The sequence below is a fragment of the Levilactobacillus senmaizukei DSM 21775 = NBRC 103853 genome, from assembly GCF_001592085.1.
In the GTDB taxonomy this organism is placed as follows: Bacteria; Bacillota; Bacilli; order Lactobacillales; family Lactobacillaceae; genus Levilactobacillus; species Levilactobacillus senmaizukei.
The window spans coordinates 1-21,742 of record NZ_BCWD01000021.1 but is presented as its reverse complement, the minus strand read 5'-3'; the positions used below and the strand labels follow the sequence as shown (position 1 = coordinate 21,742).

Genomic DNA, 21,742 nt, shown 5'->3' with positions numbered 1-21,742 from the left:
CAATGCAAAAAGCAAATATGTCAGGTTACATTAATCGTTTATCACAGGTCCTACAGGGAACCGAAGAAGCCGCTGGTCAAATGAATGACGACTTTGAAAAGGTTCGCGGCGCCATCGACAATCAAACGGTCGGCGATTTTTCTCAAGTCGAACTCCAAGCGATCGTCGATAACTTCCAACGGGGTACCGAAGGTTATGTGGATAAGCTGAATCAGTTAGAACAAGCCAGCGTTCCCGTACGGGTTTTGGGTAAGCACAAGTCCCTGGTGGGGGCTTACCGGGTCTACACGGAAGCCTGTCAATCCATGACCGATAGCATTGACGTAGAACATTTGACGGTCGATCAAGCCGCATTTGATACCGCCGAGAAGACGCAAGAAAATGCCATGGAAAAAGTGACCGCCACGACGCAGCGAATCATGAGCAACCCTATGTAAAAGGTGAATTGAAAGGCCTGAGCTTGATGCTCAGGCCTCTTTTGATCCGCTCGTTTGGTCGGTGGATCTCACGGATTGGCGGGGAAACCATGGTATAATATGACCATTAGTGAGCGTGATGGAGGATGAGTATGGTACAGAGTAAAGCAGAAGCAAGCATGAGTGACTTTGCCCGTCCCGTGCAGCAATTGCTCGGGCAATATCAATTACGTCAGGTGACGGCGGTCCTGAATTTATTGGATGAGGGCAACACGGTACCGTTCATTTCGCGTTACCGGAAGGAACGAACGGGCTCGCTGGATGAAGTTGCTATTAGGGAGATCGAGGACACAGCTAATCGGTTGGGCAAGTTAGCCCAGCGACGGCAAGAAGTTTTAAAGATTATCGAAGAACAGGGGCAGTTGACGGCCAAGTTGCGGCAAGGCCTGCAACAGGCAACCACGATCCAACAGGTAGAAGATCTTTATCTCCCATACAAGCAGAAGCGGCGGACCAAGGCCACCATTGCCCGGGAGCAGGGGCTGACGCCCTTAGCAGAATGGCTATTAACCTTTCCACAGGATCATCTGACGCAACGGGCTCAGAGCTTCGTGAAACCTGCCGCTGATCTGCCAGATGTGACCGCCGTTTGGGCGGGGGTTCACGAGATCTTGGCCGAAACTTTTAGTGAACAGGCCGCCTTTCGCCAGTGGATTCGCCAGTATACCTGGAAGAATGCTGAGCTGGTTAGCCGTCTGAAACGCGGCGCCGACGAACGGGATGAGCAACAAGTTTATGCCACGTATTATGATTTTAATCAAGCCGTGCGCCAGGTTCCCCCATACCGGGTACTGGCGATCAATCGGGGTGAACGGGAGAAGATCCTATCGGTGGGCCTCCAGGTCGATCCGACTTCGATCTTGCAATACGGTCATTTTCGGTTGATCGGTCAGCACAAGGGCCCCGCAGTGACTAAGATCGAAGCGGCTTTTGCCGATGCCTATAAACGTTTTTTAGGTCCAGCCATTGAACGAGAAATTCGGCGTGATTTAACGGCACGGGCCGACCAACATGCCATTCAGGTTTTTGGGGACAATTTGTATCACCTATTGATGCAGGCGCCAATGAAGGGCAAAGTGGTCATGGGTTTTGACCCAGCCTATCGGACCGGTTGTAAATTAGCCATTATGGATGCCAATGGACGGTTCTTGACGAAACAAGTTATCTATCCCCACAAGCCTGCTTCAGCTCCCAAACGGGCCGCGGCGGCAACGGAATTTCGGCACCTTCTGGATCAGTACCAAGTTGAAATGGTGGCCATTGGGAATGGGACTGCCAGTCGGGAATCCGAGGAGTTTGTGAGTGACATTTTGAAGAGCCTTGATCGGCCCGTTTACTATGTCATCGTAAATGAGGCGGGGGCCTCGGTTTACTCTGCCAGTGCCAACGCTCGTGCAGAGTTTGCCGATCTTCACGTTGAAGAACGTTCCGCTATTAGTATTGGCCGGCGGTTACAAGATCCACTGGCGGAATTGGTTAAGATCGATCCCAAGGCCGTGGGGGTCGGACAATATCAACACGACGTGCCGGAGAAGGCACTCGACGAGCAGTTAAACCGCGTGGTTGAAACGGCCGTGAATCAAGTTGGGGTTAACGTGAATACCGCGAGTCCCGAACTGTTGACCCATATCTCCGGGTTAACGGCCACGACCGCCAAAAACATCGTGACTTACCGTAACGAACACGGGGCGTTTAAGTCCCGGGCGACGTTGAAGGCGGTTCCGCGATTGGGGCCTAAAGCCTTTCAACAGGCGGTGGGGTTCCTGCGAATTATTGCCGGGGCCGAACCACTAGACAATACTGACATTCATCCCGAAAGTTATCGCGTCACGAAAAAATTACTGACCGGTCTGGGAGTTACCAGTGACCAGGTAGGTTCGCAACGGTTGCAGCAACAGCTAGCCCAATTGAATCGTCCCCAATGGATCGACCAATTAGACATCGGGGCGGCAACGTTGGCTGATATCATCGCTAGCCTGCAGAAACCCGGTCGGGATCTGCGGGATAACATGCCGGCGCCGTTGTTACGGCAAGATGTGTTAACGATGGCCGACTTGAAGCCAGGAATGGAATTGCAGGGAACCATTCGTAACGTTGTCGACTTTGGGGCGTTCGTTGATATTGGCGTCAAACAAGACGGTTTGGTTCACATTTCCCAGTTAACGGACCATTATGTGAGTGACCCCAGTACCGTGGTTACCATTGGTGATATCGTCACGGTCTGGGTGTTGTCGGTTGACGAGCAACGGCAACGCATTCAACTAACGATGCGGGCCGATGCCCATGACTGATGAGGAACTTCAGCAATTGGTTGAGACGGTTTCGCTAAATTATTTTGGTCGGCCATTTCAACATCAGGCCACTTTTAACCGTCGACTAAGAACGACGGGTGGCCGTTATCGATTGGGGGACCACAATCTCGAAATTAACCCCAGGATGTTAAGTGAGCACGGTGAGACGGTGCTGGTGGGGGTTATCAAACACGAATTGTGTCATTATCATTTACATTTAAGCGGGCAATCGGGTCAGCATCGAACGGCAGCATTTAAAACATTACTAGCTCAGGTGGGTGGCCTGCGTTACGCACCGGCGCCAGCTAAGCCCACGCCCCGACCGCGTCAGTGGCAGTGCTACGAGTGTACACAGTGTGGGCAGCGCTATTATCGGGCACGGCGGATTAATCTTAAGAAGATGGTTTGTGGTCGTTGTCGTGGTCGGTTAGCCTGGCAAGGAACCGTGGTCGCTGCACAACGACCGCAATAGACTTAGGAGGTCAGTGTTTATGGGTAAAACAATTATTCGGGTCCCAGCAACCTCGGCAAATTTTGGACCCGGGATTGATTCCATTGGGGCAGCATTACATTTATATTTAACCGTAATTATTGAAGAAAAGACGGATAAGTGGCGCGTAAACCATGCGTTGGGCACCGAGATTCCCCGCGACGAAAATAACTTAATGGTACAGACGGCCTTGAAAATCAAGGCAGACCTGCCAGCTCATCAACTAACAGTTATGTCGGACATCCCAGTGTCTCGCGGCCTTGGCAGTTCGACCAGTGCCATCATTGCGGGAATTAAGATTGCCAATGAGTTGGGCAATCTCGATCTGTCGATTGAGGAACAGTTGAATTGGGCGGTGAAGCTTGGTGGATCGTTGGATAACGTGGCGGCAGCCCTGTTAGGTCAAGCTGCAGTGGCCACGGTGAATGAAGGTCAAGTCTCGGCGCTAAAACTACCGTTGCCAGAGCTGCGGGTGTTGGTCTTCATTCCGGGACAAAAACTGTTGAGCCGGAAGAGTCGTAGTGCGTTGCCTAAGCAAATGGATCTGAGTAAGGCCATTCATGCTAGCAGTGTGGCCAATGTCTTGGTGGCGGCCTTGTTGACCAAGGACTGGGCGTTGGCGTCGAAGATGATTGAACGCGACGAGTTCCATGAACAAGCGCGCTCACAGCTGGTGCCTGAACTCAATGAGATTCGGGCAGCCGCGCATGAGTTGGACATTACCGGGACCTATCTCAGTGGAGCCGGGCCAACGGTGGTGACCTTCGGCTCGGCAGCCCAGTTAACGCTGTTACGCGCCAAGCTAGCCGACCTCGATTTGGCTGGGAGTTTACGGACTCTGGACCTTGATCGGGACGGTGCAAGTGTCCTAACGGATGCATAATTGAGATTTTTTTGAATTAACTTACAAAAAATATTGTCAGTGCCGCTCTCATTTGGTATACTATTTCTTGTGAGTTAATGCGGCCATGGCGGAATTGGCAGACGCGCAAGATTAAGGATCTTGTCCGGGTAATCCGGGTGGAAGTTCGAATCTTCTTGGCCGCATCATATTAATCAGGAATCTCGTCGAGTGATCGGCGGGATTTTTTTGTGCGGTTGGGTCGATCAAGTTGAAGACGCCCCTTAACATGACAAACAGATAACAATTTCATTCCGCAATCGTTTTCAATGAAAATAGGCCTTCTCAATTTCCTATGATGAGAGTAATATTGAAAATTAATCGATTACTTTCAAAAGAATCAAGCAAAAGGCCTGACATTGAGGGTAAATGGCGTTATAGTAATCGTCCTGTGTCAATTGAGATTGGCAAATTCTAGAAGGAGGTCGGCGTATGAGCGACTTAACCAAGGGTAATTCCCTAAAACTTATTTTCTTTTTCACGATTCCATTGTTAATTGGGAATCTTTTTCAGCAATTATACAATGTGTCCGATACCGTCGTGGTAGGGCAAACCCTTGGTGTCAAAGCGCTGGCCGCCGTTGGGGCGACAGGATCCATTAACTTCCTAATTATTGGGTTCGCCCAAGGATTAACCGCGGGACTGGCCATTATTACGGCCACGCGGTATGGCGCCCGCGACTATCGTGGTGTCCGGCGGTCGTTTGCGGCGAGCATTATCATTTCGTTAATTATGACCGTCGTCTTGACGGTGCTGTCCCTGACATTTGTTGACCCAATTCTAAAGTTAATGCAAACCCCTGCTTCGATCTTTGCCAATGCCCGGATCTTTATCACCACCATCTTCATTGGGATCTTCGCGTCAATGGCCTTCAACTTGTTGTCAAATATCATCCGGGCCCTCGGGGATTCCCGGACACCATTAATCTTCCTGGTTATCGGGACCATCATTAACGTGGCCCTGGAGCTCCTCTTTATCTTGGTCTTTCACATGGGCGTGGCCGGTGCGGGATGGGCAACTGTTCTGTCCCAAGTGGTTGCCTCATTACTCTGTGTGGGCTATATTATGCGGTCCATTCCCTTATTGCGAATTGGTAAGGCTGACTTCAAGATGGGCCTCGACGAATTGTGGCAACATTTTTCCACGGGGATGCCAATGGGCTTTCAACTCTCAATCATTGCGATTGGGACGATGGTCATGCAAGCAGCGCTGAACTCACTAGGAACCGACTCGGTAGCTGCTTCCACAGCGGCCTCCAAGGTTGACCAATTGTGTTCGCTGCCGATGTCTTCCTTTGGGGTGACGATGGCAACCTTTGCTGCGCAGAACTTTGGGGCCGGCAAGTTCCAGCGGATCATGGAAGGGGTCAAGAAGACCTTGTGGTTGTCAGGTAGTTTCGCTGTCTTCGCCGGGGCGATGGTCATCTTCTTTGGTCGGCCAATCGTTCACCTGATCATTGGGGATGCCGACGAACACGTCATTCAATTATCGCAAACCTACTTCAACATCATTGGTAGTACCTACCTGTTGTTGAGCGTCCTATTCGTGATTCGAAACACCTTGCAGGGCCTGGGCCGACGAGTCTTGCCTACCCTGGCTGGGGTGGGTGAACTGGCCATGCGCGTCTTTGCCGCCCTGTTCATGGTTAAGGCGTTTGGGTACGCGGGTGCCGTCTCAGCCGAACCATTGGCTTGGTTAGGCTCATGTGCCATCTTGATTCCGTCTTGGCTGCGAGCCGTTAAACAATTACGGAACTTGGTACGAAGCCAAGCAGTGGCTAATGGCGAAACGGTTCCAGCCGACTCCGAGGAAGCCGTGGACCTGGCTGATGAAGATTTATCGGTTAAATTCGAGTCTTAATTCAAAACATGCTAAAATTAAGCGAGACCGATACTGGCCGCGCTTTTTTTGTGGCCGCGATTGAGGAGGGAAACTTTTGCAAACGTATATTTTTGATATTGATGGCACGTTGATGGATACAGAGGCCATGTACATGCGGGCGTTGCAGGCTGTCCTTAGGGAAGCAGGCGATCCCCGTCCGTATGCTGAACTGACTGCCACCTTTGGTATTCCTAGTCGTGATGCGCTGGAGGACCTGCACGTGGCCAATCTGGAACACGTTCTGGCCGCATGGGGTGAACGCACGGCTGCTTACCGGGAGACGGTGCGCGTCTATCCCGGGGTCTTGGATACGCTGGATCAGTTACGAAGAAAAGGCGCACAACTAGCAATCATGACTTCCAAACGGCAATTTGAGTACGAACGCGATGTCGTGCCATCGGGTCTGGCCGATCATTTTTCTTTGGCGATCGTGGCCGAAGATGTTAAACGTGGGAAGCCGGCACCTGATGGGATTAACTTGGCCATGCAACGGCTGAATGCCGACCCGGCCACGACCATTTATATTGGGGATACGCACTTTGACCAAGCGGCTGCCCAGTCTGCTAATGTTGCGTTTGGCTATGCGGCCTGGAACGACCGACAACCGCGTGGTTTTACCCCGACCATCAGTCTTACGACTCCTCGTGAATTAATCACAAAATTTACCACAAACTAGCTGAAACCGCTTATTTATGCTATATTAGGTGCAGATTTAATTTTGAGATGGTCAGAATTGAAGGCCGTGGATGAAGAGGTGGCACGATGTTAGCCATAATCGTTACCAGTCACGGGCAGTTTGCCCGGGGCCTATTGCAGAGCGCGGAGATGATTTACGGTAAGTCGACGAAGGTGACTGCCGTGACCTTAGCCGCTAATGAGAGCCTGACCGATCTAGCCAACCACTATCAGACGGCGATCCAGGAAATGGAACCGGTTACTGAATTGTTATTTCTAGTGGATCTTTGGGGCGGATCGCCGTTCAATGCGGCCAGCCAAATAGTGGCCCAACACCCCGATAAATATGGGCTGGTTGCGGGGCTTAATTTACCGATGTTAATTGAAGCGCTATCGCTACAGCAACAATCGTTGACTGAAGTGATTCCGCATTTGGAACGAGCAGCAAGAAGTAGTATTCGCCACCTGGACTTACAGGCTGGCACAGGAGATGACGAATTGTTATGACAATGACCATTAGCTTGGCCCGGGTTGATAGCCGACTGTTACACGGTCAGGTTGCCACTGTTTGGACGAAAACGGTCCGGCCTAACCGGATCCTGGTGGTATCCGATGATGTGGTTCAGGATCAGTTGCGTAAAACATTAATTGTTCAGGCGGCACCGGCCGACGTGAAAGCCAATGTCATTTCCGTTGATAAGATGGCTAAGATTTTTCATGATCCACGTTTTGATAGCTTTCGGGTGTTACTCTTAACGGAAAATTTAACGGACATGTATCGGTTATTTGAAGCGGGCGTTGACCTACGTGGTAGCGGGGTTAACGTGGGAAATTTAGCGTTTTCATCAGGCAAAACGATGTTGACGGATAGTGTGGCGGCAGATGCCACCGATGTTCAGGTTGCACATAAGCTGATGACTCAAGGGGTCACGGTGACGGCTCAGACGGTTCCGTCCGATCGGCCACAGGATTTTTTGAATCTCGCAACGAAAAAAGGTCTGGCCTAAACACCTGACGCGGTGGTTATCATCCACTGGCAGGTGTTTTTGGATCTCTGACGAAAGGCGGTTAAACATGAATCTAGAATTTTGGGGAATCCTGTTGGTCGCCTTCTTGGCTGGCCTAGAAGGCGTTATCGATGAATGGGAGTTCCACCAACCGATCGTGGCGTGTGCCTTAGTGGGGCTGGTTACAGGGAACCTAGTGGCTGGTCTGGCGCTAGGGGCCTCCCTGCAACTGGTGACCCTTGGTTGGATGAATATTGGCAGTGCAGTGGCCCCGGATGCGGCTCTGGGTGCCGTGGGTGCGGCTTGGCTGGTTACCGGTCCCGCCCAATTACCCGTAGCGATGGGGGTTATCATGGCGATCCCCTTGGCCGTCGTGGGTCTCTGGTTGACCCGGGGGTTGCGGCGGATCATCGTGCCATTGGTCGCGCGGGCCGATCGCGCCGCGAGCCGGGGGAACCTGGGCCAGATCACCGCGCTTCAATTGATGAGTATTGGGCTACAGGGCTTGCGGGTGGTCATTCCGATGGCGATTTTGTTAGCCTTGCCAAGCGCCTGGATGACCACAGCTTACCAGTGGTTGCCGATCACCCTTCGTGGTGGATTACGGGTGACGGCGGGGCTCTTGGTGATCGTCAGCTTCGCAATCGTGATTAATATGATGGCGTCTCGCCGGTTGTGGCCGTTTTTCTTTATGGGCTTTGCTTGTGCCACCGACAGTCATTTGAATCTGATTGCACTGGTGATGATTGGGGTGGCCTTGGCAGTGATTTACCTTAATCTGAAGTCCAAGGATCAGCATCCTCAAGGTGGGGGACCAACATCCTCGGCCGACGATGACTTGGACCGAGAATTAGACGATTTATAAAGGAGGGATCAAGATGGCGGAACCAACTAAGTTTAGACTAACCATGGGGGATCAGGTCCACGTCTTCGTCCGTTCTGGTTTTGAACAAGCCGCTTGGAACTATCCCCGGCTGCAAAATATGGGGTTCTGTTACCTAATGATTCCAGCCATACGACGCTTATATCCAGATCAGACAGATCAAGCTGCGGCTGCGCAGCGGCACTTAGAGCTATTCAATACCATGCCATACATGCAGTCCCTCATTACCGGGGTGACGTTGGCCATGGAAGAGGATCACGCCAATGGGAAGCCCGTCACGGATGCCGAGATTAAGAGTGTTAAGGTGGCCATGATGGGATCGTTGGCGGGAGTAGCCGATCCCGTCTGGTGGGGCATTTGGCGTCCATTATTAAGTGCCTTTGCGGCAACCTTGGTCTTCAGTGGTTTTGGGATTGTGGGACCATTGACCTTCTTTATTGGCTGGAATGTGGTGCGGCTCAGTTTCCGGTGGCTGACCCAGCGCTGGGGCTATCGTCGCGGCATTAGCGCCGTGACCGGACTGCAATCGGAGACGTTACGCCGTTTGACGGAAGGTGCCTCGATCGTTGGCCTTTTCGTCATGGGGGCCATTGTGCCTCGCTGGACACGGTTACAATTAGCGCCATCGTTTCATCTGCCGGGTGGGGTTACCAAAAGGTTACAAGCCATGTTGGACCAACTGCTACCAGGGGTTTTACCCCTGGGCCTGACGTTACTGGCCGTTTGGTTGTTGCGTCATCGCGTTCGGCCCCTTTGGCTATTTGTCGGGGTCTTCGTTCTCGGCATTGGGGGTTATTGGATCGGGTTGTTCCGCTAAAAAAGCGGCTGTGACAGCGAACTTTCAGAAATGAAAGTGGTTGTCACAGCCGCTTTTTAATTAGGCGAGGGTTTCGACGAGACTGGGCTGTCCGTAGAGATAACCCTGGTGCAGATTGATACCAAATTGTTTTGCGAGCTCTTGGTCTTCGGCATTTTCCACGCCCTCAAGAACTAGTTGAAGGTGATCCTCACGAGCCGTCTGGGCCCAGAACGCGAGGCTAGCTGGGATAAGATCCCGTTCACCGGTGGACCGCAGGTTTTGCATGGCAAACTTGATGCCGTCGACGAACGGTAAGAGATGTTTGATGTTTTCGTAGGTGTTGGACCCCGTACCCACATCATCCAAGATCAACCCGATCCCGTATTGGTGAATGGTCATACTGAAAAGCTTCATTTCCTCGAGGGTCGGGGCCTCAGTCAGTTCGATGTTTAGTGAAGCCGGCGCCAGACGTTTCTTCAACAAGATGATCGCACCCAAGGTATATGGATTCCGTAGTTGTTGGGTGTTAAGGTTAAACGACAGCGTCTGTTTGGTCACTGCCGTGTGTAAGGCGGCAGCCGTTTCTTCGAGGAGCTTCGCTTGGTCGGTCACAGAGATATCGGTGAAGTGATGTGGGAGAACCCACTCGTCATTGTCGTTTTGTTTACGGAGGAGTACTTCATAGCCAAACACGCGATTGTCGTCTTCATTGATCTGTGGTTGCACAAAAAACCGATACATGTGGTCAGCCCCTTTCATAGTTTTAAGTATCTCTATTTTAACGCATTTGGGGCGAACCACAAACAGATTTTATAGCAATGTGACAGGATCTATGGCTTGGCTATGACTGGGCTTGAATCTTGGCGAGTTGCTGATACTGATCGGTCATCCAGGCTAAATAATCTTTCCCTTTTGGCAATGTTTCCGTCACGTTTAGGACAGGGACGTGATGCTGTTCGCGAGTGTGACCATTGCGGCCACCGTCTTGTCACTGGACTGCGAATTATTAACAAAGAAGGCAATTAGATGGTGACGGATATCGGTCTGTATCATCCTGACAACTTGGGGACTCGGATCAGTCCCATTCTCAACGGCGAGTTCGAAGGCCTGATTATGTCTGCGATAACCCAGCGCTGACAGAGCATAGTCGAAGACGGGTTCGCTGACATCGACTAGTTGGTGGTTACTGGATTGCTTCAGTGTTTTTACCTGGCCTTGCAGCGGCTCCAGGTGTTTAAGGTAAGTCTCGGTGTTTTTGGCGTAAATCCGCCGGTACTTAGGGGCACGTTTGCCAAATTGCTGGGCTAAATGGGTGGCTAATCTGCCCATTGTTTCGGGGTCATACCAGAGGTGTTCGTTATCACCAGTATGCTTGTGCATGACGTCCTCGCCAACCCGGATGTTAGTTGTATTCGGCCGGGACTCACTCTTGACGAGTTTTTGCATCCAGGCGTCATACCCGATCCCGTTTGCTAGGGTGACGTTGGCCAGACTCACGTCCTGGGCATCCTTGGGAGTCGGCTCGAAATCGTGAGGATCAACGCTAGCACTGTTGATAATAGTGGTAACGGTACCGTGATTGCCTAGGACGGCTTTGGCCACTTCGCCATAGAAATCAACGCTGGCGACAAACTGAATCGGCTTGGTGGGGGAAGTCGTGGCTTGCTTAGCAGAACAGCCAGTCAGGGTCAGCATCAGTAGTGAAACCAACGTGAGGCCAATGAGTTTAGTAAATCTAGTCATGAGAATGTCGTTCCTTATTTCTAAATAGTAATGATTACCATTTAGACTTTACCGAACAATTTTGAGTTTGGCAAGAAAAATTTTTTATTAGGATCGACCAAGGTGGCGTAAAGCGTGAGTAAAGCTGGCTTTGAGAGAAAACAAAAAGCGTCCGAATAAATAGTTTATTCGGACGCTGTGTCGTCATTAAATTAGTAACCATACCCGTTGTTAGCGGCAGCGCCGGTCGTATCAGCTGTTGGCGTCGTGCCATCGGCATTCGTGGTGCCGTCAGTCGTCGAGGTATCCGCATCGGTGGTGAACTTCGACGTGTTGGCTAATCCTAACGTTTTGCGAATGTGGTTCGAGACCTTCTTCAATTCCTGTGTCGTTGGCACCTGATAGGAAAGGCCATCGATCATCGCATCCTGTCCCTGTAAAGTCTCGGAGCTAATATGGTGAGAAGCGTCCCCATACTTAGCCCGAATCTGCATCAGATCATCGAAGGTTAAATCGGTCTTCAAGTTACCGTTCAGTGATTTCAAGATGGATTGGTAACGCGTGATGGAAGACAAGCCAGCTGCCTTAACAACCAGCTTCTGGAGCACTTCCCGTTGGCGCTTTTGCCGACCGTAGTCGCCCAGTGGATCTTCATGTCGCATCCGAGAGTAATCCAGGGCCTGTTTGCCATTCAGGTGGGTCTTCTGGCCCTTGACGACGTTTGCCGCCCCGTACTTGAAGGTCAGCGTGGGTTTGACATCAACCCCGCCAACGGATTCAACCATCTTTTCTAAGCCACCCATATTCACGATCGCATAGAAGTCGATCGGAATATCGAGTAGATTTTCAACGGTCTTAACCGCCGTCTTGGGACCACCAATGGTGTAAGCGGCGTTAATCTTCTGGATGGAGGCGTTGGCCCCGGAGCCGACCGTCACCCGCGTGTCCCGGGGGATACTGGTCAGGTAGGCGGTTTCCGTCTTGGGGTTAATCGTGGCCACCATCAGGGTATCGGTCCGTCCAACGTCTGAACGACCCAGAGCTCCGGTATCGGTTCCCATTAAGAGAATTGAAAACGATTGGTTTTTCTTCAAAATAGCCGAGACGTTACGGCTCTTCGCACCACTGGAAGCCTCATAGGTTTGGCTAAAGGTCTTTTTTGCGGAATTCCAGGCCTGATAGCCATAGGCTAGGCCCCCGCCTAGCAACACTAATAGAGTGACCACAATGGTCCACATGACTGGCCGGTGTGGATGCACCTGCGGCTGTTTGAAGTGGGAGTTGCGGTCAGCTCGACGGTCATACACCTGTTCAAAGTCTTCGGGCGCGTGGCGTCGTCGACTGTTTTCGTTATCGTTTGGCATAATTTATTTCCTCATCCTCGTCAAAATCTTAATCCAATTATAGGCTTCTCCATTCATTCCTCAATGAAATCTGGGGGACCTTACCGGATTTTTAAAATTCCCCAATCCGGCAGTGGGCCCAATTAATCCATTAGACCATAAAAACGGCCATTCGTAAATGTTTCAGGAGAGAAAACGCTTTATAATTATTTGATTTATCAGATGGTATTAAAATGTTGTTGATTACGGTCAGCGGTGGTGATCGTTGTCTGGTCACTATTATGTCGGAATGACACCGAATAGCTGGCGGCGTTTATGGTATAATGGGCCAGTGTTAGTTAAGAATATCTAATTATTGACGGGGAGGTCCGTGGATGGCTGTATTTATTCGAAGTGTTTCTGGTGTTTTGATTATCCTCGTCATGATTGGCTTGGGATACGTCTTGTCGCGACGGGGATGGTTTGATGATCAGGCACCCCGCATGATTGCTCGACTTGTCACACAGATTGCCCTGCCGGCCTATATGATCAGCACGATTACCTCGAAATTTACGGTCAAGACGTTAAGGGAAACCTTACCAGACCTGCGCTTTCCGGTAGTCTCTATGTTGATTATGTTTGGCCTGTCAATTGCGGCGTTCCATCTTTTCCGGATTCGTCGAAGTCACCAAGGACTTTTTGAATCGATGTTTTTGAATTCTAACACGGTCTTCGTGGGCTTACCCGTCAACGAGGCCCTATTTGGTACTAAGAGTCTCCCATACGTCCTGGTTTATTATATGGCTAATACCACGTTCTTCTGGACGTTAGGAGTCTATTTGATCCAAAAGGATGGGAAGGGGAAGGGGAAGGCTGACTTCAATTTGAAGGAAACCTTGCAAAAGATTTTTTCACCGCCGTTACTGGGATTCATCATCGGAGTCATCTTGGTCCTCTTGGACATTCAATTGCCTGCGTGGATTATGCAGGACTTCCAATATATCGGCGGGCTAACTATTCCACTGTCGATGATTTTTATCGGGACGGCGATTGCGGGTGCCGGGATCCAAAATATCCGCATCGATCGCGATGGGTCTGGGATCTTGCTGGGCCGGTTTATCATTGCCCCCATCCTGATGGCTTGTTTGGTCGTTCCGACCAATATGCCCGTATTAATGAAGCAAGTGTTTATTTTACAAGCGGCGATGCCCGTCATGACTAACGCACCGGTAGTTGCGAAACTCTACCATGCGGATTCTGACTATGCAGCCATTATGGTAACCGAAACGACCCTCCTAAGCTTAGTGGTGATTCCGATTCTGATGGTCATCGTTCAGCATATTGTCTAGTCAATTTTGATTTACATATAAGGAGAATTTCGTTTTGAGAAAAACGCTGTTGTACATTGCCTTTTCGACGTTAATGTTTAGTTCCATGGAAATTGCTTTGAAGGCGGCTGGTGGGGCATTTAATCCCATCCAGTTGAACCTCATTCGATTCCTGATTGGGGGAATCGTGTTACTACCAATCGCTTGGCACGCCCTCCGGATGGAGAGTCGGTTGATCACCTGGTCCGATGTGGGATTATTTTGTCTGACTGGATTGGCCTGTGTGATCGTTAGCATGACGCTGTATCAATTAGCGATCATGGTCGACGAGGCCTCAACGGTGGCCGTCTTGTTCAGTTGTAACCCCGTCTTCGCGCTGATCTTCTCTTACCTAATCTTGCATGAACGGTTAGGCCGGGCGAACTTGATTGCCGTGATTGTTTCAATTGTCGGGTTAATTGTCATTGTTAACCCCATGCATTTAACGAACCCGTTAGGCTTAACCCTGTCGATTGCTTCGGCACTAACCTTTGGGCTTTACAGTATTATTTCCCGGTGGGGATCAACTCGTCACGGCCTAAATGGCATTGTGATGACGTGTTTCACCTTCTTAGCTGGATCGGTTGAGTTGTTTGTATTGATCATGATCACGCATATTCCTGCCGTGGCAACCGTCATGCGTTCCGTTACCTGGCTGCAGGAGTTCGCGGCCATTCCTGTTTTGAAGAATGTTAGCATGCAATACTTCTGGCTGTTGTTCTTCATTGGGGTCTGTGTCACGGGTGGAGGCTTTGCCTTTTACTTCTTGGCCATGGAACGTTCCGACGTGTCGACAGCTTCACTGGTTTTCTTCATTAAGCCGGCCTTGGCACCGGTCTTAGCGGCGGTGTTAATTCATGAGCACATCATGGTGAATACCATCATTGGGATTGTGATTATCCTGATCGGGTCCGTGATTACCTTTATGGGGAATCAGGTGCATGAGCAAGAATCAACCTTGCCGGATGATGCCGAGGAAGCCGGGGAGGACGCTGGCGATAGTGACTTACCAGCGGATGTTCGGGCTAAATTAAAGGCCCGAGCCCGGGTCGCCGAACGCGCTCGCGAGAATGCCGAATCATCAACCACTAATTAAAGCATAAATGACGCTAATCCAGGACTGGTTCAGTCCTGGATTTTTTTGTGGTGTGAACGAAGTTGAGTTTCGGTTAAGCTGATACGCAGTTGGCTATTTCTATTTTAGGCTGTGGTATGATGACAACAGAGACTGAGAAGAGAAGGGAAGGATGGCAATGGCAACCCTAGTGGTTTTACGGCACGGGGAAAGTACGGCCAATCGGGATAATATTTTTACGGGCTGGAATGACGTACCGTTAACGGCCAAGGGTCGGCAACAAGCGACTCGTGCCGGCCAACTGATAGCGGCAACCCACCTCCAATTCGGCCAATTGCACACCTCGATGTTACAGCGGGCAATCGTGACGTCGAACATTGTTTTGGAAACAATTGATCAATTGTATATTCCAGTGAAAAAGTCTTGGCGGCTTAACGAACGTCATTATGGGGCGCTGCGTGGCCAGAACAAGACGGCGGTAAAGGACCGCGTCGGTGAACGTCAGATTCAGATTTGGCGACGAAGTTTTGAAACGGTGCCACCATTGCTGGATCACGTGGATCAGGATCGTCGCTACGATCGATTCGGACCAAAGATTGAACCACGGGGAGAAAGTTTGGAAATGGCCTATCACCGGTTGTTGCCTTATTGGACCGATGAGGTTGCGCCTCGGTTACTGGATGGGAAGAATCAATTGATTGTTGCCCATGGTAGTACGTTGCGGGCCTTACTTAAGTATTTGGACAACGTTCCCGACGAACGGATTAGTCAGGTTGAAGTTGCCAACGGGGAGCCGATCCGTTATGATTTCGATGATCGACTTAGGATTCAAAATAAAATTGTTTTATAGGAACACCTTCAGTTGGTTTGAGTAAGGCCAACTTGGAAGCATGATCTTTTAGATTGGGGACTGAAAGAATTGAATAAAACAGGTTGGGGTCGTTGGGTGGCCCTTGTGTTGGTATTGGTGGGCCTTGGGGGCGTCTGGTACGGACACCGGCAGGTTACCACAAAGAATCAGGCACAGCAGGTGGTCACGAACCATCGGCATGCCAAGAAGACGAAGCAAGATATTGCCCATGAGGCCGCAATTAGCCGCGCTAAACGGCCGAAAAAGAAATCGGCGTTTGACCGGGAAAACTTGGGTCAAAGACATCCACAATTTGCGGCAGCCTTTACCCAGAAGTTACGGAATAAGCGGTTCAGTGGGACGGCCCTGGTGGTAAAGGATGATCGCGTCATCTATCAGCGCAGCTTTGGAATGGCTAATGCTGCTAAGAAGCGTCGCAACAAGGTCACTTCACAATTTCTCGTGAATTCGATTCAAAAGTCCATGACGGGAACTTTGGTAATGCGAGCCGTCCAAGCAGGACAGCTCCAATTGACTGACCGGTTGGGGCAGTACTATCCAACCATCAAAGATGCCGATAAGGTTACCTTACGCCAGTTGTTGGACATGCAGGGGGGCGTTGTGGGAGACATGAACCCAACGACGACGCTGACGGAAAGGGGCGTTTACCGATATGCTGCCGAGCATGCCCGGGTCGATCAGGCCTGGGTGAACAAATTTAATTATCAGCCAATTAGTTACGTGCTGTTGGCTGGAATTCTCAATCAGGTCACACATGATTCCTATTACCAGGCCTTCTATGAACACATTGTCACGCCACTAGATTTAAATCACACCAGTTTTGCTCAACTGCGGTCTCGGATTAAAGGGATGACGCTGGGGTATGCGGGGACGATGCCGGGAGACTACTCCAATCCGGTTAAACCGGCAATGCGGGCTCTGGAAGCCGAGGTGGGAACAGGCAATGTGACCATGAGTGCGGGGGATGTCTTCCGGACGGAACGCGCCTTAATCCAGGGAACGTTGTTGCCAACTGCTAGTGGCGCGGGTGTCTTGCACGAAAGCAATGCACCGGCTGAAACCTATTCCGGGGGCATGTATCACCTGGGAAAAGTTGGGTACTATGGGCATGGGATCGGTGATTTTTATGAAGGAGCTTTTTCGCTGAGTAAGAATGGCCGGACCGGTGTGGTACTGCTGTCGAACAATTTTTACAAAAAGACGATGTGGCCGGATTGGTCCATTGAATCTTTAACCAAGGCCACATTTAAGCAAGTTTTAACCACCGCAAAATTAAAGTGATCATTAAAAATTGAGCAAGACGAATGGTCCACCTAGTCGATCGGTTTACCGGTGACGAGGTGGGCCTTTTTTCGTTGTGGTTAAAGGGTTAGTAAAACGATCCACTAGCCGGACATTGCCCTAACCGATACGCGTAAGCCCTTTCATTTGTGAGAAATCTGTCGTATAATACCTCACGTTTGTTAAAGTTGTCACATTGAATAGTTGGGAGTGGAAGCGACGTGTCAGTATCTGTAAGTTGGATTGGGGCCTTAGTAGGGTTGGCCCTCGCAATTATTTTGATTCTGCGAAAACTAAACCCAGTGTATTCCCTGCTATTGGGAACAATTGTGGGTGCGCTGATTGGTGGCGCGAACTTAACACAAACGGTGAACATCGTGGTGACCGGGTCCCAGAGTGTGATGGGGACGGTGGTCCGGGTCCTAGCGGCTGGGGTCTTTGCGGGAGTCATGATGGAGTCGGGTGCTGCGAACGCGATTGCTCGTGGGATCGTGACCAAATTTGGCGAAAGCTTGGCCATTTTATCGTTGGCTCTGGCGACCATGATTATCACGGCGGTCGGAGTCTTCATCCCAGTGGCCGTGTTGATTGTGGCGCCGATTGCTCTCGAAGTCGGGAGCCGGATGAAGATTTCGAAGTTGGCCTTACTGGTAGCCCTATCCGGCGGGGGAAAGGCGGGGAATATTATCTCGCCGAATCCCAATACGATTGCGGCGGCTCACGGTTTTAATATTGAATTAAGTCAATTGATGGTAGCGGATTTTGTCCCGGCTGTTTTTGGCCTGATTGCCACTGTTCTGATTGCCACGTTGCTGCGACATCACGGGGAGATTGCCTCGATGGCCGATGTGGCAGCCAACCAGGACCAAGAAACGGATGCAGAACCCTCTCAATTGCCAACCTTAAAGGCGGCCATTGTGGCCCCGGTCTTAGCGGTTATTTTGTTACTGTTGAATCCGGTGGGGCATATCTTACAGATTCAAGTCTTAGAAAAATTTGAGGTCGATGCCATGTATATCCTACCGCTGGCTGGACTAGTGGGCATGCTCGCGATGCATCAAGGGCGCCAGGTTCTGGCTTATACCAAGGCGGGGATGGCTCGCATGACCGATGTTGTTTTGATTCTAATTGGTGCCGGAGCGATCGGTGGGCTGATTACCACCTCAACACTACCCGCGATGATTGTCCATTTGATCAAAATATCCGGGATTTCCGGGACCTTCTTAGCGCCAATTGCTGGGATCTTAATGGCCGCCGCCACGGCGTCTACCTCAACCGGGGTTATTCTCGCGACCGGGTCCTTTGGCAAGGCAATTTTGGCCTTCGGTACGGCACCATTGGCCGCAGCGGTCATGGTACATACTGGGGCCACCGTTATTGATCATTTACCACAAGGAAATTACTTTCACGTGACTGCTAATGCCATGAATATGACGCTGAAGGACCGGATGAAGTCGGTACCGTACGAGTCGGCCGTGGGTCTGACGATGACCATTGTGGGGACGATTATGTTTACCCTCTTTTAATGACTGAAAGGAAGTTTAGAAATGAAGATTGTGATTGCCCCGGATTCCTTTAAGGGAAGCCTGACGGCTAAACAGGCCGCTAAAGCGATTCATACCGGACTCAAGCGTGTCTTTCCCGCTGCCGACTATGAGATCGTGCCTATGGCTGATGGCGGTGAAGGCACGGTCCAGTCGTTAGTTGATGCGACTAACGGTCAATTCAAGACAGCGCAGGTCTTGAACCCGCTGGGACAATTGGTATCCGCAGAATACGGATTTCTAGGGGATGGTCACACGGCGGTAATCGAGATGGCCGCGGCCAGCGGCATCCAGTTTGTGGACGCGGATACTAAGAATCCACTGGTGACGACGACCTACGGCACGGGCCAGCTGATGCTGGATGCTATGCATCATGGGGCATCCAGCATCGTCATTGGCATTGGTGGGAGTGCCACCACGGATGGCGGCCAGGGAATGGCTGAGGCCTTGGGAGTTAAATTCCTGACGGCTACCGGCTTACCGATTAAGCGTGGCGGCGGTGGCCTGGCCGATCTGGCGCGGATCGATGTCAGTGGCGTGGATCCTCTGGTCAAGACTACCAAGGTACGGATTGCCTCGGATGTGACCAATCCGTTGATTGGACCCGAGGGTTCCGCTGCGGTCTTTGGTCCCCAAAAGGGGGCAACACCAGCTATGGTGAACACTCTGGACACTAACCTGGCGCACTATGCGGCGGTAGTCAAGCAAACCATGGGCCGCGATTTGGCGGCGTTTCCTGGCGCCGGTGCGGCTGGTGGCTTGGGTGCAGGACTTTTGGCCTTCACCAATTCGCAGCTGGAAAGCGGCATCGAGATTGTGGTTCGTGAGACTCACCTGAAAGAACGGGCGGTCGGAGCCGACCTGGCATTCACGGGTGAGGGAGCCATTGACTTTCAAACGCAGTACGGCAAGACACCTGTGGGAACGGCCCAGGCGATTAAGACCGCTAGTCCGCATGCCAAGGTGATTGGCTTGGCCGGCAATGTGGGGGCTGGGATTGATCAGCTCTACGATTTAGGCCTTGATGCGATCTTTGGTATCCTGCCGGGGGTTGTTGACTTGCCAACGGCCGTCGCAACGGGGGAAGCCAACCTGGCACGCACGGCTGAAAATATTGCGCGCGTGATCAAGTAAGTAAAAGCGATCAAAAAAACACTCGGAAACTTTCCGAGTGTTTTTCTTGTGAATGAGTTAATGATTAAGCTAGGGCGCCCATTGGATCCCATGGTGCTAAGATCGTTGGCTTTTCACTAGCTTGGATCGTCTTTAAGTTGTCAGGCAAGAATTGCTTGTTAACCACAACTTGGTAGCAATACTCGTCCATCCAGGCGTCGCTCATGACGAAGTACCCCTTCGTCCCAACCTTTTCGCCCCAAGAATTTTCCACTTTCCACTTGGTCGGTTGACCATCGACTAAGTCGACACCGGTTAAGACCATGGCGTGGGTCATGAGACTTTCGCCGTAGTCCAGACGTTCTGCCTTGGTGGTTGAGAAGTCAATGTTGAACAGGGCGTCCTTGTCGTAGTACTTGGTATCCATGATCCCCTTTTGCCGTTCGGAAGATTGACCAACGTCACAACCGAACCAGACGGATTGACCAGCCTGTAATTGCTTGATGGCTAAGGCTTTGAAGTCCTTCATGGAAACATTCAAGTGCTTGACCTGACGGCCGCTGACCACATTACCCAACATTTCAACCGTGTAGGTGTGGTTGTATGGCTTATCATCGGTTGGGGCGTTGATAATTGAGACGTAGTCGGAAAGGTCCCAGCCCACGTATTTGTCGTAGAAGGTCTTAGGCGTTAGGCCCTTGTCGATGTGGTAGTTCTTATCATCATCCCGGTATTCGAAATCAAATTCACTGACCGGTTCGCCCAAGGAGAAGCTCAGTAAGCGGTAAACTTCACCAAGCATCTTGTCCTTGGCGGTGGCGATATCGTCGTCGCTGGCCTTGTCGGCAACTAACTGACGTAAAATAATGGCGTCTTTACGGAGCTTAAGGTTAAGTGTGCTGTTGAGTTCGCTAGACTTGGAACTGTTGTAGGTTTCAGGCATCACGGACTTGGGCACGATCCCGTACTTCTCAATGATGGCACATAACATGTCCCACTGGCCTCCGTCTTGTTGAGGGGTAGTCATTAGGAAGGCAACCTTACGGCTTGACGTTGGCTGGTCAGCCGTAGCTAAGACATTTTCGTAGAAATAGTTGGCTTTTTCAAATTTGTCCCAGAAGTTGGTGTAGTTTTGAGAAAGTTCGAAGTCGCTTAGATTGAAACGGTCTGCTAGGTGATGCCGCATTGTATTCAATGCGGCAAACATCCAGCAACGGCCACTTTGTTTTTGATTGGCAACTTTACCAGTGTCCAGGTCGATGGAGAAGACTGGGGTCATGTCGGCTTCGGAAGCGTAATCGGCCGAAGTTGCCAGAATTCCTTGGTGACTGACAGCACGTTCAAGCACCTTCGCGGTTGGGTCGGTTGCTAACGCCTGTTGATAACGGGCGGTTTGATCCGCCGTGATTTCTTTACTCAATATCGTCACTCTCCTAACATATTTCTCTCATTGTACTCCAATATTCTCATTTTTGTATAGATATCCGATAAGTTGTTTAAAAAACGACAGAAGGTGGGCTACCAACTGACAAAGGGTCTCTCGATCTAACTCGATCTGAGAGGCCCTGAGTGTCACTGCTAATTAAATTTGAAAGTAGCCGTAATTGATGACGACTGACCTAGTCATAATTGAGATGTTTGTCTTGATCCAGAGCATTAATTTCGACAATTTCAGCGGCCGTTAGGTTAAAGCCGGAAATTTCGAAATTTTCTCTAACTCGTGCAGGCTTAGATGACTTGGGGAAGACCACGAAACCAGTGTCAACTTGCCACCGCAAGACAATTTGCGCGGGAGACTTACCGTACTTATCAGCTAACTTAGTAATTACGGGATCTTCGAGAATCAGGTGGCCGTGGCCAATTGGGGAGTACCCTTCATTAACGAGGCCGTTATCTGTGTCGAATTTACCTAGATCGGCTTGTACCTTGTAGGGATGACGCTCGATTTGGTTGACCATTGGTTTAACCGTAGCCATGGCAAAGACCTGTTCAAGCTGGTCTTGGGAGAAGTTAGAAACCCCAATCGCCCGAACCTTTTTTTCTT

The 21,742-nt window shown here is 50.7% G+C and carries 20 protein-coding genes, 1 tRNA gene and 1 pseudogene; 17 read left to right on the top strand and 5 right to left on the bottom strand.

The genetic code is table 11. From position 1 onward, the window contains the following. Window positions 1-2: 2 nt before the first annotated feature. The 11 genes from LSE01S_RS08175 to LSE01S_RS08125 all read left to right on the top strand — a co-directional run bounded on the left by LSE01S_RS08175 (window position 3) and on the right by LSE01S_RS08125 (window position 9,421). Window positions 3-437, top strand: coding sequence for a BAR domain-containing protein (locus LSE01S_RS08175; protein ID WP_061777145.1), 435 nt, complete (start codon window positions 3-5; stop codon window positions 435-437). Between the two features lie 131 nt (window positions 438-568). Next, window positions 569-2,767 (top strand): Tex family protein, encoded by a 2,199-nt coding sequence (locus tag LSE01S_RS08170; RefSeq protein WP_061777144.1) that lies wholly within the window; start codon window positions 569-571, stop codon window positions 2,765-2,767. Then, window positions 2,760-3,239 (top strand): SprT family protein, encoded by a 480-nt coding sequence (locus tag LSE01S_RS08165; protein ID WP_061777156.1) that lies wholly within the window; start codon window positions 2,760-2,762, stop codon window positions 3,237-3,239. The genes LSE01S_RS08170 and LSE01S_RS08165 overlap by 8 nt, the downstream gene beginning before the upstream one ends. 19 nt (window positions 3,240-3,258) lie before the next feature. Further along, window positions 3,259-4,140: a homoserine kinase gene (thrB, locus tag LSE01S_RS08160; RefSeq protein ID WP_061777143.1), complete on the top strand. Its 882-nt coding sequence runs from the start codon at window positions 3,259-3,261 to the stop codon at window positions 4,138-4,140. A 79-nt stretch (window positions 4,141-4,219) separates the two neighbouring features. Further along, window positions 4,220-4,304 (top strand) — tRNA-Leu (locus LSE01S_RS08155). Window positions 4,305-4,590: 286 nt separating this feature from the next. Beyond that, window positions 4,591-6,018 (top strand): MATE family efflux transporter, encoded by a 1,428-nt coding sequence (locus LSE01S_RS08150; protein ID WP_061777142.1) that lies wholly within the window; start codon window positions 4,591-4,593, stop codon window positions 6,016-6,018. Window positions 6,019-6,094: 76 nt separating this feature from the next. Continuing rightward, entirely contained in the window at window positions 6,095-6,715 is a 621-nt protein-coding gene (locus tag LSE01S_RS08145) for an HAD family hydrolase (protein WP_061777141.1), read from the top strand. Between the two features lie 86 nt (window positions 6,716-6,801). Then, a complete protein-coding gene (locus LSE01S_RS08140; RefSeq protein ID WP_061777140.1) occupies window positions 6,802-7,221 on the top strand; it encodes a PTS sugar transporter subunit IIA in 420 nt (139 codons plus the stop codon). Next, window positions 7,218-7,721 (top strand): PTS sugar transporter subunit IIB, encoded by a 504-nt coding sequence (locus LSE01S_RS08135; RefSeq protein ID WP_061777139.1) that lies wholly within the window; start codon window positions 7,218-7,220, stop codon window positions 7,719-7,721. The genes LSE01S_RS08140 and LSE01S_RS08135 overlap by 4 nt, the downstream gene beginning before the upstream one ends. Before the next feature lie 67 nt (window positions 7,722-7,788). Next, window positions 7,789-8,586, top strand: a complete 798-nt coding sequence (locus LSE01S_RS08130; RefSeq protein ID WP_061777138.1) for a mannose/fructose/sorbose family PTS transporter subunit IIC — start codon at window positions 7,789-7,791, stop codon at window positions 8,584-8,586. 13 nt (window positions 8,587-8,599) lie between these two features. Then, window positions 8,600-9,421, top strand: coding sequence for a PTS system mannose/fructose/sorbose family transporter subunit IID (locus LSE01S_RS08125; protein ID WP_061777137.1), 822 nt, complete (start codon window positions 8,600-8,602; stop codon window positions 9,419-9,421). Window positions 9,422-9,481: 60 nt separating this feature from the next. Here the strand turns inward: LSE01S_RS08125 and LSE01S_RS08120 are convergent, their stop codons facing one another. From LSE01S_RS08120 to LSE01S_RS08110, 3 genes and pseudogenes are all read right to left on the bottom strand, one after another. Further along, window positions 9,482-10,144, bottom strand: a complete 663-nt coding sequence (locus LSE01S_RS08120) for an EAL domain-containing protein (protein WP_061777136.1) — start codon at window positions 10,142-10,144, stop codon at window positions 9,482-9,484. A 100-nt stretch (window positions 10,145-10,244) separates the two neighbouring features. Next, window positions 10,245-11,146: pseudogene (locus LSE01S_RS08115) on the bottom strand (metal ABC transporter solute-binding protein, Zn/Mn family). 191 nt (window positions 11,147-11,337) lie between these two features. Further along, window positions 11,338-12,489: an LCP family protein gene (locus LSE01S_RS08110; protein WP_061777135.1), complete on the bottom strand. Its 1,152-nt coding sequence runs from the start codon at window positions 12,487-12,489 to the stop codon at window positions 11,338-11,340. A gap of 353 nt (window positions 12,490-12,842) precedes the next feature. On the opposite strand from LSE01S_RS08110, the gene LSE01S_RS08105 reads away from it, so the two are divergent. From LSE01S_RS08105 to LSE01S_RS08080, 6 genes are all read left to right on the top strand, one after another. Further along, window positions 12,843-13,796, top strand: a complete 954-nt coding sequence (locus LSE01S_RS08105) for an AEC family transporter (protein WP_061777134.1) — start codon at window positions 12,843-12,845, stop codon at window positions 13,794-13,796. Window positions 13,797-13,830: 34 nt separating this feature from the next. Further along, window positions 13,831-14,910, top strand: coding sequence for a DMT family transporter (locus LSE01S_RS08100; RefSeq protein ID WP_082622371.1), 1,080 nt, complete (start codon window positions 13,831-13,833; stop codon window positions 14,908-14,910). A 157-nt stretch (window positions 14,911-15,067) separates the two neighbouring features. Next, window positions 15,068-15,739: a 2,3-bisphosphoglycerate-dependent phosphoglycerate mutase gene (locus LSE01S_RS08095; protein ID WP_061777155.1), complete on the top strand. Its 672-nt coding sequence runs from the start codon at window positions 15,068-15,070 to the stop codon at window positions 15,737-15,739. A 69-nt stretch (window positions 15,740-15,808) separates the two neighbouring features. Next, the gene (locus LSE01S_RS08090) at window positions 15,809-17,041 is read left to right on the top strand and encodes a serine hydrolase domain-containing protein (RefSeq protein WP_061777133.1); all 1,233 of its coding nucleotides are present in this window, start codon (window positions 15,809-15,811) and stop codon (window positions 17,039-17,041) included. Window positions 17,042-17,262: 221 nt separating this feature from the next. Beyond that, complete coding sequence (locus LSE01S_RS08085; protein ID WP_061777132.1) at window positions 17,263-18,567, top strand: GntP family permease; 1,305 nt, start codon at window positions 17,263-17,265, stop codon at window positions 18,565-18,567. A gap of 21 nt (window positions 18,568-18,588) precedes the next feature. Then, window positions 18,589-19,719 carry a glycerate kinase family protein gene (locus LSE01S_RS08080; RefSeq protein WP_061777131.1) on the top strand — a complete coding sequence of 377 codons (1,131 nt, stop codon included), beginning with the start codon at window positions 18,589-18,591 and terminating at the stop codon, window positions 19,717-19,719. A 64-nt stretch (window positions 19,720-19,783) separates the two neighbouring features. Here the strand turns inward: LSE01S_RS08080 and LSE01S_RS08075 are convergent, their stop codons facing one another. Both LSE01S_RS08075 and LSE01S_RS08070 read right to left on the bottom strand, forming a co-directional pair. Beyond that, the gene (locus tag LSE01S_RS08075) at window positions 19,784-21,118 is read right to left on the bottom strand and encodes a C1 family peptidase (RefSeq protein WP_061777130.1); all 1,335 of its coding nucleotides are present in this window, start codon (window positions 21,116-21,118) and stop codon (window positions 19,784-19,786) included. 199 nt (window positions 21,119-21,317) lie between these two features. Beyond that, on the bottom strand, window positions 21,318-21,742 hold a 425-nt coding region (locus LSE01S_RS08070; RefSeq protein ID WP_169798696.1), incomplete at its 5' end, for an aldo/keto reductase.

What these genes read in the sequence shown, in the direction of transcription:
- LSE01S_RS08175 (WP_061777145.1), top strand. Translation starts at nt 3, where the DNA reads ATGCAAAAAGCAAATATGTCAGGTTACATTAATCGTTTATCACAGGTC.
- LSE01S_RS08170 (WP_061777144.1), top strand. Translation starts at nt 569, where the DNA reads ATGGTACAGAGTAAAGCAGAAGCAAGCATGAGTGACTTTGCCCGTCCC.
- LSE01S_RS08165 (WP_061777156.1), top strand. Translation starts at nt 2,760, where the DNA reads ATGACTGATGAGGAACTTCAGCAATTGGTTGAGACGGTTTCGCTAAAT.
- thrB (WP_061777143.1), top strand. Translation starts at nt 3,259, where the DNA reads ATGGGTAAAACAATTATTCGGGTCCCAGCAACCTCGGCAAATTTTGGA.
- LSE01S_RS08150 (WP_061777142.1), top strand. Translation starts at nt 4,591, where the DNA reads ATGAGCGACTTAACCAAGGGTAATTCCCTAAAACTTATTTTCTTTTTC.
- LSE01S_RS08140 (WP_061777140.1), top strand. Translation starts at nt 6,802, where the DNA reads ATGTTAGCCATAATCGTTACCAGTCACGGGCAGTTTGCCCGGGGCCTA.
- LSE01S_RS08135 (WP_061777139.1), top strand. Translation starts at nt 7,218, where the DNA reads ATGACAATGACCATTAGCTTGGCCCGGGTTGATAGCCGACTGTTACAC.
- LSE01S_RS08130 (WP_061777138.1), top strand. Translation starts at nt 7,789, where the DNA reads ATGAATCTAGAATTTTGGGGAATCCTGTTGGTCGCCTTCTTGGCTGGC.
- LSE01S_RS08125 (WP_061777137.1), top strand. Translation starts at nt 8,600, where the DNA reads ATGGCGGAACCAACTAAGTTTAGACTAACCATGGGGGATCAGGTCCAC.
- LSE01S_RS08120 (WP_061777136.1), bottom strand. Translation starts at nt 10,144, where the DNA reads ATGTATCGGTTTTTTGTGCAACCACAGATCAATGAAGACGACAATCGC.
- LSE01S_RS08110 (WP_061777135.1), bottom strand. Translation starts at nt 12,489, where the DNA reads ATGCCAAACGATAACGAAAACAGTCGACGACGCCACGCGCCCGAAGAC.
- LSE01S_RS08105 (WP_061777134.1), top strand. Translation starts at nt 12,843, where the DNA reads ATGGCTGTATTTATTCGAAGTGTTTCTGGTGTTTTGATTATCCTCGTC.
- LSE01S_RS08095 (WP_061777155.1), top strand. Translation starts at nt 15,068, where the DNA reads ATGGCAACCCTAGTGGTTTTACGGCACGGGGAAAGTACGGCCAATCGG.
- LSE01S_RS08080 (WP_061777131.1), top strand. Translation starts at nt 18,589, where the DNA reads ATGAAGATTGTGATTGCCCCGGATTCCTTTAAGGGAAGCCTGACGGCT.